Here is a 13,681-nt window from a genome sequence, read left to right as displayed (position 1 = left end):
AGCGTTGGTTTTTTTGTAAAAAATGTCTGGAGATAAATTTGATCAAAGAAGTAATTGTAGTAGAAGGAAAAGATGATATCTCTGCGGTAAAGAAGGCAGTAGATGCAGAGATAATAGCAACCAATGGTTTTGGATTTCCAAAGGACGTCAGGGAGAGAATTAAAAAAGCTGCCGAAACACGAGGCATAATTGTCCTTACCGATCCTGATTATGCAGGAGAGAAAATAAGAAAAGAGATAATAAGCATTGCAGGAAACTGCAAGCATGCATATATTCCACGAGAGCTTGCTGTAAAAGATGATGACATAGGTGTTGAAAATGCTAGCCCTGAGGCAATACTAATGGCACTTGAGAGTGCCAGGTGCCAGCTTACATCAAAAAGAACGGAATTCACGAACAGGGACCTTCTGGATAACGACCTGCTTATGGGAAATGATTCGAGAAAAAGAAGAGACCTTGCAGGGCAGATACTCGGAATAGGATACGCGAACGCAAAGCAGTTTTTATCAAGATTGAATAATTATGGTATTACCAGAGAAGAATTTTCCGAAGCGGTAAGTACTGTAAACAGGGAGATATATGAGTAATTTAGCAACTCACACGGCCACGAAGGCTATTGTAGAAAAATATGGATTCAACTTCACCAAATCTCTGGGACAGAATTTCCTCGTAGATGGAAACATACTGAGAAAGATAGTTGATGGAGCGGATATAGGAAGCGATGACATCGTTTTTGAGATTGGGACTGGAATAGGCACGCTCACATCGGAGCTTGCCAGAAGAGCAAAAAAAGTTGTCGCAATAGAGATAGACTCAAGGCTTATACCAATACTGAGTGAAACTCTTTCGAAGTTTGACAACGTAGAGATAATAAATCAGGATATACTGAAGGTGGACCTGCCTGCGCTTGTGCGTGAGCATTCACCTGATCAGAAGATAAAGGTTGTAGCAAATCTGCCTTATTACATCACCACTCCTATAATAATGAGATTTCTTGAGGAGGGAATAGCCCTTTCTTCCATGGTGATAATGATACAGAAGGAAGTAGCCGACAGAATTGCTGCAAAACCTTCAACCAAGGCATACGGAAGCCTCTCTGTAGCGATACAGTACTACGCTGACAGCCGCATAATCGCAAAAGCGCCAAAGGGAGCTTTTGTACCGCCGCCGAATGTAGATTCTTCGGTGCTCAGAATTGATGTAAAACAGGATAAAGGTGTGGATCTCATGGATTCAGATCTGTTTTTTGAGGTTGTCAAGGGGTCCTTCTCAAAAAGAAGGAAGACGATTCTCAATTCACTCTCGACTTATGGGGATTTTGAAAAAGAAATAATTGAAAAAGCTCTTGAAGCTTCGGGCATAGATCCAAAAAGAAGAGGGGAGACTCTTACTATTTTGGAATTTGCCAGTTTATCGAATCAAATTTACTGTTTAAGGAGAGAAACTCCAGACAAGTAGTTTCAGAGGAGGCAAAATTGATTAAGTTTGAGAATGTAAGTAAAAAATATGAAAAAAAGGATAAATTCGCGTTAAAGGACGTAAACATAAATATAAACCGGGGAGAGTTTGTTTTCCTTGTAGGGAGCTCAGGAGCTGGAAAATCCACCTTCATAAAGCTTCTTCTTAGAGAAGAGATACCTTCGGAAGGAACGCTGACGGTTAATGAAAAAAACGTAGCCATGCTTTCTCCCAGGACTATCCCAAGATTCAGGAGAAATATGGGAGTCGTGTTTCAGGACTTCAGGCTGCTGCCTAACAAGACGGTATATGAAAATATAGCCTTTGCCATGGAAATCACTCAGCAGAAGAAAAAGGATATAAGAAGGAAGGTTCCGGTGGCGCTCTCGCTCGTAGGACTGAGCGACAAGGCAAAATCCTATCCAAATCAGCTTTCAGGAGGAGAACAGCAGAGAGTCGGAATCGCAAGAGCGATAATAAACAATCCAGTAATACTTATAGCAGATGAGCCTACAGGAAACCTGGATCCACAGAATGCAGATGAGATCATGGAGATCCTTCAGGATATAAATCGAAGAGGGACCACAGTAATAATAGCTACTCATGCAAAAGAAATCGTGGACAAGCTTCAGAAGAGAGTAATAACCCTCGATAAAGGTATGGTTACAAGTGATGTGCAAAGGGGGAATTACACAAATGTTAAACAATCTTATCTATAGCATAAAGGAAGGCATGAAGGGGCTCGCAAGAAACCGTTCAATGTCGCTTGCATCAGTTGCTTCGGTTTCCTCGTCGCTTTTTGTGCTTGGAATAATGCTGTGCATAGTCCTCAACATAAATTTCATTTCTGAGCAGACAAAAGAGCAGTTCAACTCGGTGCAGGTTTTTCTGGTGGATGACCTGAGCCAGGATGATATTCTTTCGGTAAAGAGCAAAATCGAGAGCATCGATAATGTGAGAAGCATTACTTACGAGACAAAGGAACAGGCGCTCATAAATCTCAAGGAGAGATGGGGAGAGAATTCCTATCTGCTTGAGGGCATAGAGAACCCGCTCCAGAATTCATATATAGTCGAAATCGAAGACACGCAGAAGGCAGATCAGATGGTAGCAGACATCCAGAAGCTGGATAATATAGACGACATAAGCTATTACAAGGATATTGTGCAGCAGCTTAACAGCATCGCATCCACGGTAAACAAATTCGGACTTGCGCTGATGGCACTGCTTTCATTCGTATCTGTATTCATAATAGCTACCACTATAAAGCTCACCCTCTATGCGAGGAAGAGAGAGATATTCATAATGAAGTATATAGGGGCTACCAACTGGTTCGTAAGATGGCCATTCATAATCGAAGGCCTCATACTCGGGTTCATAGGAGCCGTCATAGCCATATTCGTGACATACGGCCTTTACAGCGTAGTCTATGACTTCCTTATTTCGAGCAGCATGAACTTCATAAATGGATATCTGATAAGGATAAATGACATACTTGGAACGATATCAACGGTGTTTATATCTATGGGAATTGGAATTGGAACGGTTGGAAGTGTTATTTCAGTCAGAAGATATCTGGAGGTATAGATAATGAAAAAAAGAGTCATACTGAGCGGGATACTGATAGCCTCACTTTCGTTAACGACAGTGTACGCGGCTCCGGACCTGAGCAAGCAGAAAAGCCAGCTAAGCACTATAAAGACTGAAAAAGGCAAGATAACTGCAGAGATAAATCAGAAAAAACAGGAAGTAAATGACATAAACAAGAATATCTACAGCCTTGACCAGAAGATAAATGAAAGCCAGGCAAAGCTTGATGACCTTCAGTCGCAGCTTGCCGGACTTAATGTAAACATTAAGTCAACCAAGAAAAAGATTGCTGAAATTGAAAAGGATCTTGAAAAAAACGAGGAGCTTCTACAGGAAAGGCTCAGAGTTATGTACAAGACGAGCGATGTCAGTTACCTGGAGATTCTCCTCTCATCAGAGGATATTTCTGATCTGATGTCCAATGTAAACAACATACAGAGGATAGTGAATCATGACAAGGAGCTCCTTGAGGAGCTTGAGCAGAGCAGGCAGAAGCACGAGCAGCAGAAAAAATCGCTCGAGGCAAGCAAGGAAAAGATGACGAAGATACAGCAGGAAATGGCAAGCGAGCAGAGCGTAATGGAAGAGAATCTCGGAGTGCAGCTCTCTGAAAAGCATAAGATAGCACAGGACTTAGACAAGCTCAGACTTCAGGAAGAAGAGCTTCAGAGAGAATCTGCTGCAATTGAAAAGCAGATTCAGGCACTTCTTGCAAAGCCTAAAAGCAAGAGCTCCACTCAGAAGAATTACTCTGGAGGCTCAATGCACTGGCCGCTGGCAATAAGAGGCACGATAACCTCGACTTACGGATACAGGAGCGACCCTATAAATGGATCGAAGAGCTTTCACCAGGGGCTTGACATAGCCGCTCCAAAAGGAACTGCGGTATATGCGGCAAGCGACGGAGTCGTCATATTTTCGGGATACAAGAACAGCTATGGAAATGTAGTAATGATAGATCATGGCGGCGGCATAGTTACAGTATATGCACACAACTCTTCACTTGTAGCAAAGACTGGCCAGACGGTAAAAAGAGGATCTGTGATATCCAAGGTAGGCTCTACAGGGTATTCCACAGGAAATCACCTTCATTTTGAAGTCAGAAAAAATGGAGCGACAATAAATCCGAGAAATTATATTTAGACTGAAGATAAATAATAAAAATAATAAAAATATATAAGGAGAAAATTATATGAAGGCAGTGGACATAAAGAAACTCTTCAGAGAACCTGCAGAGTATGTTGGGAAAGAGATAACAGTACAGGGCTGGATAAGGACATCCAGAGACTCAAAGACATTTGGATTCATAGAGCTTAACGACGGAACATTCTTCAAGAACCTTCAGGTTGTGATCGAAGATGGAAAGCTGGATAATTTCAAGGAGGCAGTAAAGCTTCCTATAGCCACTGCCATAAACGTCACAGGAACTCTGGTAGAGACTCCGGGAACGAAGCAGCCTTTTGAGATACATGCAAGAGAGATAACTGTTGAGGCAACTTCTGATGCAGACTACCCTTTACAGAAAAAGAGACATACCTTTGAATACATGAGAACAATAGCTCATCTCAGACCAAGAGCTAATGCGTTTAATGCAACATTCAGGGTAAGATCGGTTGCATCATATGCAATTCATAAATTTTTTCAGGATAAAGGATTTGTGTATGTGAACACGCCTATAATAACGGGCTCAGACTGCGAAGGGGCAGGAGAGATGTTCAGGGTAACTACGCTTGATATGAATAATATCCCAAAGACAGAAGACGGCCTTGTGGATGACTCAAAGGATTTCTTCAAAAAGTCGACAAACCTTACTGTAAGCGGCCAGCTGAACGCTGAGACATTTGCGCTTGCATACAAGAATGTATATACATTCGGACCTACATTCAGATCAGAGAACTCAAACACGGCAAGGCATGCTGCTGAGTTCTGGATGATGGAGCCGGAGATGGCATTTGCAGATCTTACGGACTATCTTGACAATGCGGAGGAAATGCTCAAGTTCGTTATAAAATACGTGCTTCAAAATGCGCCGGAAGAAATGGAATTCTTCAATTCAATAATCGACAAAGAGCTTTTCGAGAGACTTGAAAACGTTGTAAACTCAGAATTTGGAAGAATAACATATACAGATGCAGTAAAGCTTCTCCAGGAATCCGGGGAAAAATTTGACTATTCAGTTGAGTGGGGTGTAGATCTTCAGACAGAGCACGAAAGATACCTTGCAGAAAAGGTATTTAAGAGACCTGTATTTGTAACAAACTATCCTAAAGAAATCAAATCCTTCTACATGCGACTTGATGATGACGGAAAGACTGTTGCGGCAGCGGACCTTCTCGTACCAGGAGTAGGAGAGCTTATCGGAGGATCACAGAGAGAAGAGCGCTATGACGTTCTAGTGGAAAAGATGAAGCAGTGCAATCTTAATGAAGAGGATTACTGGTGGTATCTTGAGCTGAGAAAATACGGCGGAGTAAAGCATGCAGGCTATGGACTTGGATTTGAGAGACTTATCATGTATCTTACAGGAATGAGCAATATAAGAGACGTAATCCCGTTCCCAAGAACAGTTGGATCGGCAGAATTTTAAATATACAGCAGGACCCGGAAAATCTCCGGGTCTTTTTTTGTGTAGTTCTACTTAGATATTTTACATAGAATTAACATAAGCTTTACAAAGGCATAACAAACAAAAATATAAATGGAAGTATAATAGGCTTGTAAGGAAAATAAACTTAAAATTAGAATCCAGAAGGAGAACAGAATATGTTATTCAACAGAAAATTAATGGCACTGGCAATGACAGCTGTATTATCAGCAGCGCTGCTCGCAGGATGTGGATCAAAAGAAGAATCAGCTGAGGGAGCTGCAGATCCGGCAGCTGCACCGGGATCAAAGATCATACTTGTAGGCTCAACGTCGGTAGATCCGCTGGCACAGAAGCTTGCTGAAGCGTATAAGGCCAAGACTCCTGATGTTGATATAGAGATACAGGCAGTAGGCTCGAGTGCAGGAATAAAAGCGGCGCTTGATGGAAGTGCGACGATAGGAATGTCATCAAGAGAGCTCAAGGAAGAAGAGATAGCAGAGGGAGCAAATCCTCTTATAATATGCAGAGACGGAATCGCAGTAGCAGTAAATCCTGAGAATCCGGTTCAAAACCTCAGCAAAGATCAGGTTCAGAAGATATTCATGGGAGAGATCACCAACTGGAAAGAGGTTGGCGGAAATGATGAAGAGATAATTGTTGTCTCAAGAGAATCAGGATCAGGAACAAGAGGAGCTTTTGAAGAAATCCTTAAGATAGAGAAGGAAGTAGAAGGCAAGAAAATCAGCGGACTTGTGCAGACAGCGCTTCAGGCAGAAGGAACAGGGGCTGTAAAGGCTAACGTAGCATCAAAGGCAAATGCAATCGGATACGTATCACTTGGATACATTGATGAGACAATCAAGACAGTCCAGGTAGAGGGTGCAGATCCTACTGCAGAGAACATAACAGCAGGAACTTATCCAGTTGCAAGACCATTCGTACTTGTGACAAAGGGAGAGATATCAGAGACTGACCAGGCATTCCTTGACTTCGTGATGAGCAGCGAAGGTCAGGCAGAGGCAGAAAAAGACGGATATATAAGAGTAAACTAACATAAATAATCAGAGGCCCTCCTGGTTGAGGGCCTCATAATTGAGTCTTAAGCAAAGAGGTGGAAGCGTGAAACATATGGACAATGCAAAAGCAGCAAAAGCCAGAAAAAAAACTGAACAGTCGATAGAGCTTGCTTTTTTTCTGTGCGCGCTGTTTGCAGTTTTTTCAGTAATATTCATAGCATTTTATATAATGGCGAGAGGAATACCGGCAATAGCGCAGGTAGGCTTCAGAGAGTTTGTATTTGGAAAGATGTGGGAGCCGACAGGAGACTTCTATGGAATATGGGCAATGATAGTAGGAAGCCTTTACGCTACTGTCGGAGCCGTAATCATAGGACTGCCGGTTGGAGTTTTTACAGCGGTATTTCTTGCAGAGCTTGCACCTCCTAAGATAGCTGCTGTCATGAGGACCGCAATAAATCTGCTTGCCGGCATACCTTCCGTAGTTTACGGATTCTTTGGTCTTGTAGTTATTGTCCCATTTATAGACAGAGTCTTTGGAGGAGGAGGAAACAGCCTCCTTGCAACCATACTGATACTGAGCATAATGATACTTCCAACTATAATAAATCTCAGCGAAACCGCAATAAGGGCAGTCCCCTCATATTACAGGGAAGGTTCTCTGGGGCTTGGAGCAACGCAGATCGAGACCATATTCAGAGTCACTCTTCCTGCTGCAAAATCAGGGATACTGGCATCGATAGTACTCGGAATAGGAAGAGCTGTAGGTGAGACAATGGCTGTAATACTTGTATCTGGGAATACTCCTGTGATACCGGGAGGACTTCTTGACAGGCTCAGAACAATGACAGCGACCATAGCCATGGAGATGTCATATTCGAGCGGGCTTCATCAGGAGGCGCTTTTTGGGATAGGTGTAGTGTTGTTTGTATTCATAATGATACTCAATTTCATGCTTAATTATTTTACTCACAAGATAGGTGGTGACAGATAATGAGATCTATTTACAATAATACACTGAAGATAATGGTCTATCTGTCAGCGGCATTCACTTTCATGTTCCTTCTATGGATACTGTCATATATTCTTATCATGGGTATTCCGGGAATAAATATGGATTTTCTGATAAACGAGCAGAGTGGCATACTGCCTGCTGTGGCAGCAACGCTTCAGATGGTTGCCATAGCGCTCCTTATAGCGGCGCCAATAGGCATTTCTGCGGCGATATATCTTACGGAGTATGCAAAGCAGGGAAGAATAACCAGGATCATAAGGTTCGCAACAGAGAGCCTTTCGGGCATTCCTTCGATAATATACGGGCTTTTCGGGATGCTGTTCTTTGTAAAGACCCTTGGCTGGGGATGGTCGCTCATTTCCGGAGCGCTTACGGCGAGCATAATGATACTTCCTACGATTGTAAGATCAACAGAGGAGACCATAAAATCCGTGCCCCGCGAATTCAGAGAAGGAAGCTATGGGCTTGGAGCGACCAAGATAAGAACGATATTTAGAATAATACTTCCGACTGCTTCACCTGGAATACTGGCTGCCATGATACTGAGCATTGGACGTGTCGTAGGAGAAACAGCGGCGCTAATACTCACAGCAGGAACAGTGCTTCAGGTTCCGGGAAGTATAATGGATTCAGGAAGGACACTGTCAGTGCATCTCTATCTTCTTGCAAAGGAAGGAATATCTTTTGAGGCGGCATTTGCAACAGCCACGGTTCTGATAATAACTGTGCTTATTATAAATTTTTCGGCAACATTTCTGAGCAAAAAAGTTGGAAAAAACAGCTAACGAAAGGAAAACTCTATGAACGATTATAAATTTTCAATAAAGAACATGGACTTATTCTATGGCGATTTTCAGGCGCTTAAGGATATTAACATAGATCTGAACAAGGAAGGCATCACTGCGCTTATTGGACCTTCAGGATGCGGCAAATCAACATTTCTAAAATCCCTGAACAGGATGAATGATCTTGTGGAGGGATGCAGGATAGAAGGCGACATACTCCTTGATGGAGTGGATATATACAAGGACAGCGTGGATGTATACCAGCTTAGAAAAAGAGTAGGCATGGTATTCCAAAAGCCGAATCCTTTTCCGATGAGCATATATGACAATGTAGCTTACGGGCCAAGGACACATGGAATAAAGGATAAGGCGGCGCTTGATGAGATAGTTAAAAAATCTCTCAAGGGCGCATTCATCTGGAATGAGGTAAAAGACAGACTTAAGAGCTCTGCTCTGGGGCTCTCGGGAGGACAGCAGCAGAGACTGTGCATTGCGAGGGCGCTTGCTGTAAATCCGGAGGTGCTTCTCATGGACGAGCCTACTTCAGCGCTTGACCCGATTGCTACTTCAAAGATCGAGGACCTCATGCAGGAGCTCAAGAAGCAGTATACGATCGTAATAGTTACTCACTCCATGCAGCAGGCGGCCAGGATATCTGATGAGACAGCTTTCTTCCTTCTGGGAGAGCTTATAGAAAAGGGCCTTACGAAGAAGATATTCACCACGCCTTCAAACAAGAAGACAGAAGACTATATAACAGGCAGATTTGGGTAATATACTGTTAGTAAGAAAATTTATATATAAATAAGGAGATAATGATGGTTAGAGAAGGTTTCGACTTAAGCCTGAGTGAACTTAAGACACAGGTTGTACAGATGATGGACGATGTGGATGAGATAATGGAAAAAAGCGTGAGGTCTCTGATAGAGCAGGATATGGAGACTGCAAGATGGACAATCAGCTTCGATGACGTTATAGATTCCCTGAGAGATGATATAGAGGAAAGATGCATAGACCTGCTTGCTCTCCAGCAGCCGGCAGCGAGAGATCTCAGGATACTGTTTTCAATACTCAGCATAGTGAACGATCTTGAGAGAATGGGAGACTACTCAGTAAATATAGCAAAGGAAGCTATACTGATTGGCGACGAGCAGCATATAAAGCCGCTCAAGGATATTCCAAAGATGAAGGTAATAATTTCTGAAATGATCAAGAACACTAAAAAGAGCTTCATAGAAGAGGACTCCAGGCTTGCATACAGGGTCGGAAGCGAGGATGAGCTTGTGGATGAGCTATACAAGAACATATACAATGAAATACTTCATAAGGTAAATGAAAACGCAGGAAACATATCGCAGGGAACGAGATTCCTTTTTGTAGGAAGATATCTTGAGAGAATGGGAGACCATCTGACTAATATCTGCGAAAAAATAATATATATAGTTGATGGAAAACGAGTTGAGATAAATTAAAACTCATATGACCAAGAGGTATAAGGCGAGACATAGAGCTGTCAAAAAGCTTCTTGTTTCGCTTTTTCAATTTGATTATCGACAATTATCTCCTTATTTGCTATACTGATATTGTTAAATAGTTTACATAACAGGAGGCAGAAATGGATAATAAGGAATTAACACTGAAGACACTTCAGGATATGGGTCTGAAATATGAGATAATAGAACACGATATCGTTCATACAATCGAAGATATGGAAGCAGCTGGGATAACACAGAAATGTGACGTATGCAAGAACTTCTTCCTCAGGGATGCTAAAGGAAAAAGACATTTCGTAGTTACACTTCCAAAGGACAAACAGATAAATATCCAGGATATAGCTAAGCAGATAGGTAGCACAAGACTGAGCTTTGGCTCTGATGAGAGACTGTCTACACACCTCAAGCTGGTTGCAGGACAGGTAGGACCTCTTTCTGTGATAAACAATCCGGAAAAGACTGTAGAGTATGTATTTGACAAGGATCTCAAGGATGCAAAGAATCTTGGGATTCATCCGAATGACAACTCGGCGACTCTCATAATGGATTTCGATGAAATAATCAAGGTAGTGAAAAAAGACGGTCATAAAGTATTCTATATCAAAGCGTAATATTATTTTGAAATAAATCTCAGATTATTATTAACAAATATTGAAAATCATGATATAATATTTGACTAACAGAAGAATATTTACCATAACTGTGAAAAAGAGGTTGCAGGGGGAAAGTATCAGAGAAGGCGATTCACTGGCTGAAAGGTCGCCTGACTGGAAACGTGCAATGTAGCTTTGGAGTTTCTGCATGAAATCAAGTAGTGCAGACGCCTGTTCAGCGTTAGATGAATCCAAGTGCCAGACAATGTCTGGAATTAAGGTGGTACCGCGAAATTTGTCCCTCGTCCTTATATGGATGAGGGATTTTTTAATACAAAAAATTATTGGAGGTAAAAATGGCTAATTTATCAACTACTTACAGCCCGAAGGATTTTGAAGAAAAAATCTACAAGATGTGGGAGGAAGGAAACTATTTCAGCGCAAAACCGGATGCTACAAAAGAACCGTTCAGCATAGTTCTCCCACCGCCAAACATAACAGGGCAGCTTCACATGGGACATGCGCTCGACCATACTCTGCAGGACATACTTATAAGACAGAAGAGGATGGATGGCTACAACACGCTGTGGCAGCCGGGAACTGACCATGCTTCGATCGCTACTGAGGTTAAGGTAGTAGAGAGAATAAGAGAGCAGGAAGGAAAATCCAAGGAAGAGCTTGGAAGAGATGAATTCCTCAAGAGAGCCTGGGCGTGGAAGGAAGAGTTTGGAGGCAGGATAGTTGACCAGATGAAGAAGCTCGGAGACTCATGTGACTGGGAAAAAGAGAGATTTACCATGGATGAGGGCTGCAACAAGGCAGTAACGGAGTTTTTTGTAAAGCTCTACGAGGACGGCCATATCTACAGAGGAAACAGAATAATAAACTGGTGTATAGACTGCAAGACTTCGCTTTCTGACGCAGAGGTTGATCACGGCGAGGTAGAGGGCAAGTTCTATCACTTCTACTATCCTGTAAAGGATTCGGACGAAAAGCTCGAGGTTGCTACCACAAGACCGGAGACTATACTTGGAGATACAGCGGTAGCAGTAAACCCTGATGACGAGAGATACAGACACCTTATCGGAAAGACTCTGATAGTTCCGTATGTAAACCGTGAAATAGAGATCATTGCTGATGATTACGTTGACATGGAGTTTGGAACAGGGGTTGTAAAAATCACTCCGGCGCATGACCCTAATGACTTTGAAATCGGACAAAGACATATGCTCAAGCAGATCATTGTAATGGATGAGCTGGGAGTAATGAACGAGAACGCCGGCAGATATGAAGGCATGACAAGATACGAGTGCAGAAAGGCAATAGTAGCGGACCTTGAAAAAGACGGCCTTATGGCAGCAATAAAGGACCATGTTCACAACGTTGGACACTGCTACAGATGTAACACTGTTGTAGAGCCAAGGCTTTCAAAGCAGTGGTTCGTAAAAATGGAAAAGCTTGCAAAGCCGGCGATAGAAGCCCTCGAGAACAAGGACCTTGAGCTTGTACCAGACAGATTCGACAAGATATACTACAACTGGCTAAACAACATCAGAGACTGGTGCATATCAAGACAGCTCTGGTGGGGACACAGGATACCTGCATATTACTGTCAGGAGTGCGATGAGATAATCGTAGCAAGAAAAATGCCGTCAATCTGCCCTAAGTGCAAATCCACGCATCTGGTTCAGGATGAGGATGTACTGGATACATGGTTCTCATCAGCACTATGGCCATTCAGTACCCTTAACTGGCCTGAGGAAAGTGCTATGCTCAGACATTTCTATCCTACGAGCGTACTGGTAACAGGATATGACATAATATTCTTCTGGGTAATAAGAATGGTATTCTCAGCACTTTACACCATGGATGAAGTTCCGTTCAAGCATGTTCTCATCCACGGACTTGTAAGAGACTCTCAGGGAAGGAAGATGAGCAAGTCTCTTGGAAACGGAATAGATCCTCTGGAGATAATCGACGAATACGGGGCAGACGCGCTCAGATTCACTCTTGCTACAGGAAACTCTCCGGGAAATGACATGAGATTCTATATAGAAAGAGTGGAATCATCGAGAAACTTTGCAAACAAGATATGGAACGCTTCAAGATTCATATTCATGAACCTTGAGAATTTCGGAGATAAGGAGATTTCAAAGGAAAGAGCGATGAACAGCCTCGAGCTTTCTGACAAGTGGATAATATCAAAGGCAAACAAGGTTGCAGCAGATGTTACGGAAAACATAGACAAGTTTGAGCTTGGTCTTGCCGCAGAAAAGATCTATGATTTTGCATGGTCTCAGTTCTGTGACTGGTACATCGAGATGGTTAAGCCAAGACTTTATGGAGAAGACGATGAGGCCAAGAATGCAGCGCTTTATACTCTGACATATGTGCTTGAAAAAATCCTCAAGCTGCTTCATCCGTTCATGCCGTTCATAACAGAGGAAATCTACTCATACCTTGGAAAAGAAGAAAAGATAATCGTAGCGCAGTGGCCGCATTATGATGAGAACGAGAATTTTGAAAAAGAAGAGCAGCAGATGGAAATCGTTATGGAAGCAGTAAGATCCATAAGAAACTCAAGAGCTGAGATGAATGTTCCGCCTTCTAAAAAAGCTACGGTAATGGTAGTTGCAGATGGAAAAGTAAAAGAAGCGATAGATGCTGCGAAGATATATATAAAGACTCTCGCTTCTGCATCAGAGGTAGAGTTCATTGATGAATCAGCAATCCCGCAGGACGCAGTAAGCATGGTTATAGAAGGAGCAAAGATATTCCTTCCGCTGGCAGAGCTCATAGATTTCGAGAAAGAGATAGAGAGACTTGAAAAAGAGAAGGCAAAGCTTGAAGGAGAAATCAAGAGGGCAGCAGGAAAGCTCACAAATCAGGGATTCCTTGCAAAGGCGCCTCAGAGCCTCGTAGACGAAGAAACGGCAAAGAAAGAAAAGTACGAGGAGATGCTTTCTTCTATAAACGAGAGGATACTTCAGCTAAGGAAAAAATAATATAAATTTGTCATATTAACGACTTTTAAACGTAAATTAATGATATAATTATAATTAAATTCAGGCCCATTCAGCAGGTAAAATTAAATCCTGCTGAATATTGGCCGTTAACAGTTAAATAACACTTAAAGGAGGATTT

Annotated in this window: 13 protein-coding genes and 1 other annotated feature; all 13 genes read left to right on the top strand. The window is 42.3% G+C overall.

Features of this window, described 5'->3' with window-relative positions:
* Positions 1-38 precede the first annotated feature (38 nt).
* A complete protein-coding gene (gene rnmV, locus AC4PGZ_RS07785; RefSeq protein ID WP_492158069.1) occupies positions 39-587 on the top strand; it encodes a ribonuclease M5 in 549 nt (182 codons plus the stop codon).
* Complete coding sequence (rsmA, locus tag AC4PGZ_RS07780) at positions 580-1,458, top strand: 16S rRNA (adenine(1518)-N(6)/adenine(1519)-N(6))-dimethyltransferase RsmA (RefSeq protein ID WP_492158068.1); 879 nt, start codon at positions 580-582, stop codon at positions 1,456-1,458. The genes rnmV and rsmA overlap by 8 nt, the downstream gene beginning before the upstream one ends.
* 17 nt (positions 1,459-1,475) lie before the next feature.
* Positions 1,476-2,177 (top strand): cell division ATP-binding protein FtsE, encoded by a 702-nt coding sequence (gene ftsE / locus AC4PGZ_RS07775; RefSeq protein ID WP_492158067.1) that lies wholly within the window; start codon positions 1,476-1,478, stop codon positions 2,175-2,177.
* Complete coding sequence (ftsX, locus tag AC4PGZ_RS07770) at positions 2,155-3,045, top strand: permease-like cell division protein FtsX (RefSeq protein ID WP_492158066.1); 891 nt, start codon at positions 2,155-2,157, stop codon at positions 3,043-3,045. Before ftsE ends, ftsX begins: the two co-directional genes overlap by 23 nt.
* Positions 3,046-3,048: 3 nt before the next feature.
* Positions 3,049-4,191: a murein hydrolase activator EnvC family protein gene (locus AC4PGZ_RS07765; protein ID WP_492158065.1), complete on the top strand. Its 1,143-nt coding sequence runs from the start codon at positions 3,049-3,051 to the stop codon at positions 4,189-4,191.
* A gap of 49 nt (positions 4,192-4,240) precedes the next feature.
* Positions 4,241-5,635, top strand: a complete 1,395-nt coding sequence (asnS, locus tag AC4PGZ_RS07760; protein WP_492158064.1) for an asparagine--tRNA ligase — start codon at positions 4,241-4,243, stop codon at positions 5,633-5,635.
* A 176-nt stretch (positions 5,636-5,811) separates the two neighbouring features.
* Positions 5,812-6,687, top strand: coding sequence for a phosphate ABC transporter substrate-binding protein (locus tag AC4PGZ_RS07755; RefSeq protein WP_492158063.1), 876 nt, complete (start codon positions 5,812-5,814; stop codon positions 6,685-6,687).
* A 76-nt stretch (positions 6,688-6,763) separates the two neighbouring features.
* A complete protein-coding gene (gene pstC, locus AC4PGZ_RS07750; RefSeq protein ID WP_492160256.1) occupies positions 6,764-7,645 on the top strand; it encodes a phosphate ABC transporter permease subunit PstC in 882 nt (293 codons plus the stop codon).
* Positions 7,645-8,451: a phosphate ABC transporter permease PstA gene (gene pstA, locus AC4PGZ_RS07745; RefSeq protein WP_492158062.1), complete on the top strand. Its 807-nt coding sequence runs from the start codon at positions 7,645-7,647 to the stop codon at positions 8,449-8,451. Before pstC ends, pstA begins: the two co-directional genes overlap by 1 nt.
* Before the next feature lie 15 nt (positions 8,452-8,466).
* Positions 8,467-9,225, top strand: coding sequence for a phosphate ABC transporter ATP-binding protein PstB (pstB, locus tag AC4PGZ_RS07740; protein ID WP_492158061.1), 759 nt, complete (start codon positions 8,467-8,469; stop codon positions 9,223-9,225).
* Between the two features lie 41 nt (positions 9,226-9,266).
* On the top strand, positions 9,267-9,923 hold the full coding sequence (phoU, locus tag AC4PGZ_RS07735; protein WP_492158060.1) for a phosphate signaling complex protein PhoU: 657 nt from the start codon (positions 9,267-9,269) through the stop codon (positions 9,921-9,923).
* A 143-nt stretch (positions 9,924-10,066) separates the two neighbouring features.
* The gene (locus AC4PGZ_RS07730; RefSeq protein ID WP_492158059.1) at positions 10,067-10,555 is read left to right on the top strand and encodes a prolyl-tRNA synthetase associated domain-containing protein; all 489 of its coding nucleotides are present in this window, start codon (positions 10,067-10,069) and stop codon (positions 10,553-10,555) included.
* Between the two features lie 82 nt (positions 10,556-10,637).
* Positions 10,638-10,850: a binding site (T-box leader), on the top strand.
* Between the two features lie 43 nt (positions 10,851-10,893).
* A complete protein-coding gene (locus AC4PGZ_RS07725; RefSeq protein WP_492158058.1) occupies positions 10,894-13,542 on the top strand; it encodes a valine--tRNA ligase in 2,649 nt (882 codons plus the stop codon).
* The last annotated feature ends 139 nt before the right edge of the window (positions 13,543-13,681 follow it).

The organism is Proteocatella sp. QWL-06 (assembly GCF_058684135.1).
Note: the sequence above shows the minus strand (reverse complement) of the source record. Positions and strands in the feature narration are given on the sequence as shown.

Coding starts and splice junctions, on each gene's coding strand:
- pstA (WP_492158062.1), top strand. CDS start 7,645: ATGAGATCTATTTACAATAATACACTGAAGATAATGGTCTATCTGTCA.
- ftsX (WP_492158066.1), top strand. CDS start 2,155: ATGTTAAACAATCTTATCTATAGCATAAAGGAAGGCATGAAGGGGCTC.
- pstC (WP_492160256.1), top strand. CDS start 6,764: ATGGACAATGCAAAAGCAGCAAAAGCCAGAAAAAAAACTGAACAGTCG.
- phoU (WP_492158060.1), top strand. CDS start 9,267: ATGATGGTTAGAGAAGGTTTCGACTTAAGCCTGAGTGAACTTAAGACA.
- pstB (WP_492158061.1), top strand. CDS start 8,467: ATGAACGATTATAAATTTTCAATAAAGAACATGGACTTATTCTATGGC.
- AC4PGZ_RS07755 (WP_492158063.1), top strand. CDS start 5,812: ATGTTATTCAACAGAAAATTAATGGCACTGGCAATGACAGCTGTATTA.
- AC4PGZ_RS07730 (WP_492158059.1), top strand. CDS start 10,067: ATGGATAATAAGGAATTAACACTGAAGACACTTCAGGATATGGGTCTG.
- asnS (WP_492158064.1), top strand. CDS start 4,241: ATGAAGGCAGTGGACATAAAGAAACTCTTCAGAGAACCTGCAGAGTAT.
- AC4PGZ_RS07725 (WP_492158058.1), top strand. CDS start 10,894: ATGGCTAATTTATCAACTACTTACAGCCCGAAGGATTTTGAAGAAAAA.
- rsmA (WP_492158068.1), top strand. CDS start 580: ATGAGTAATTTAGCAACTCACACGGCCACGAAGGCTATTGTAGAAAAA.
- AC4PGZ_RS07765 (WP_492158065.1), top strand. CDS start 3,049: ATGAAAAAAAGAGTCATACTGAGCGGGATACTGATAGCCTCACTTTCG.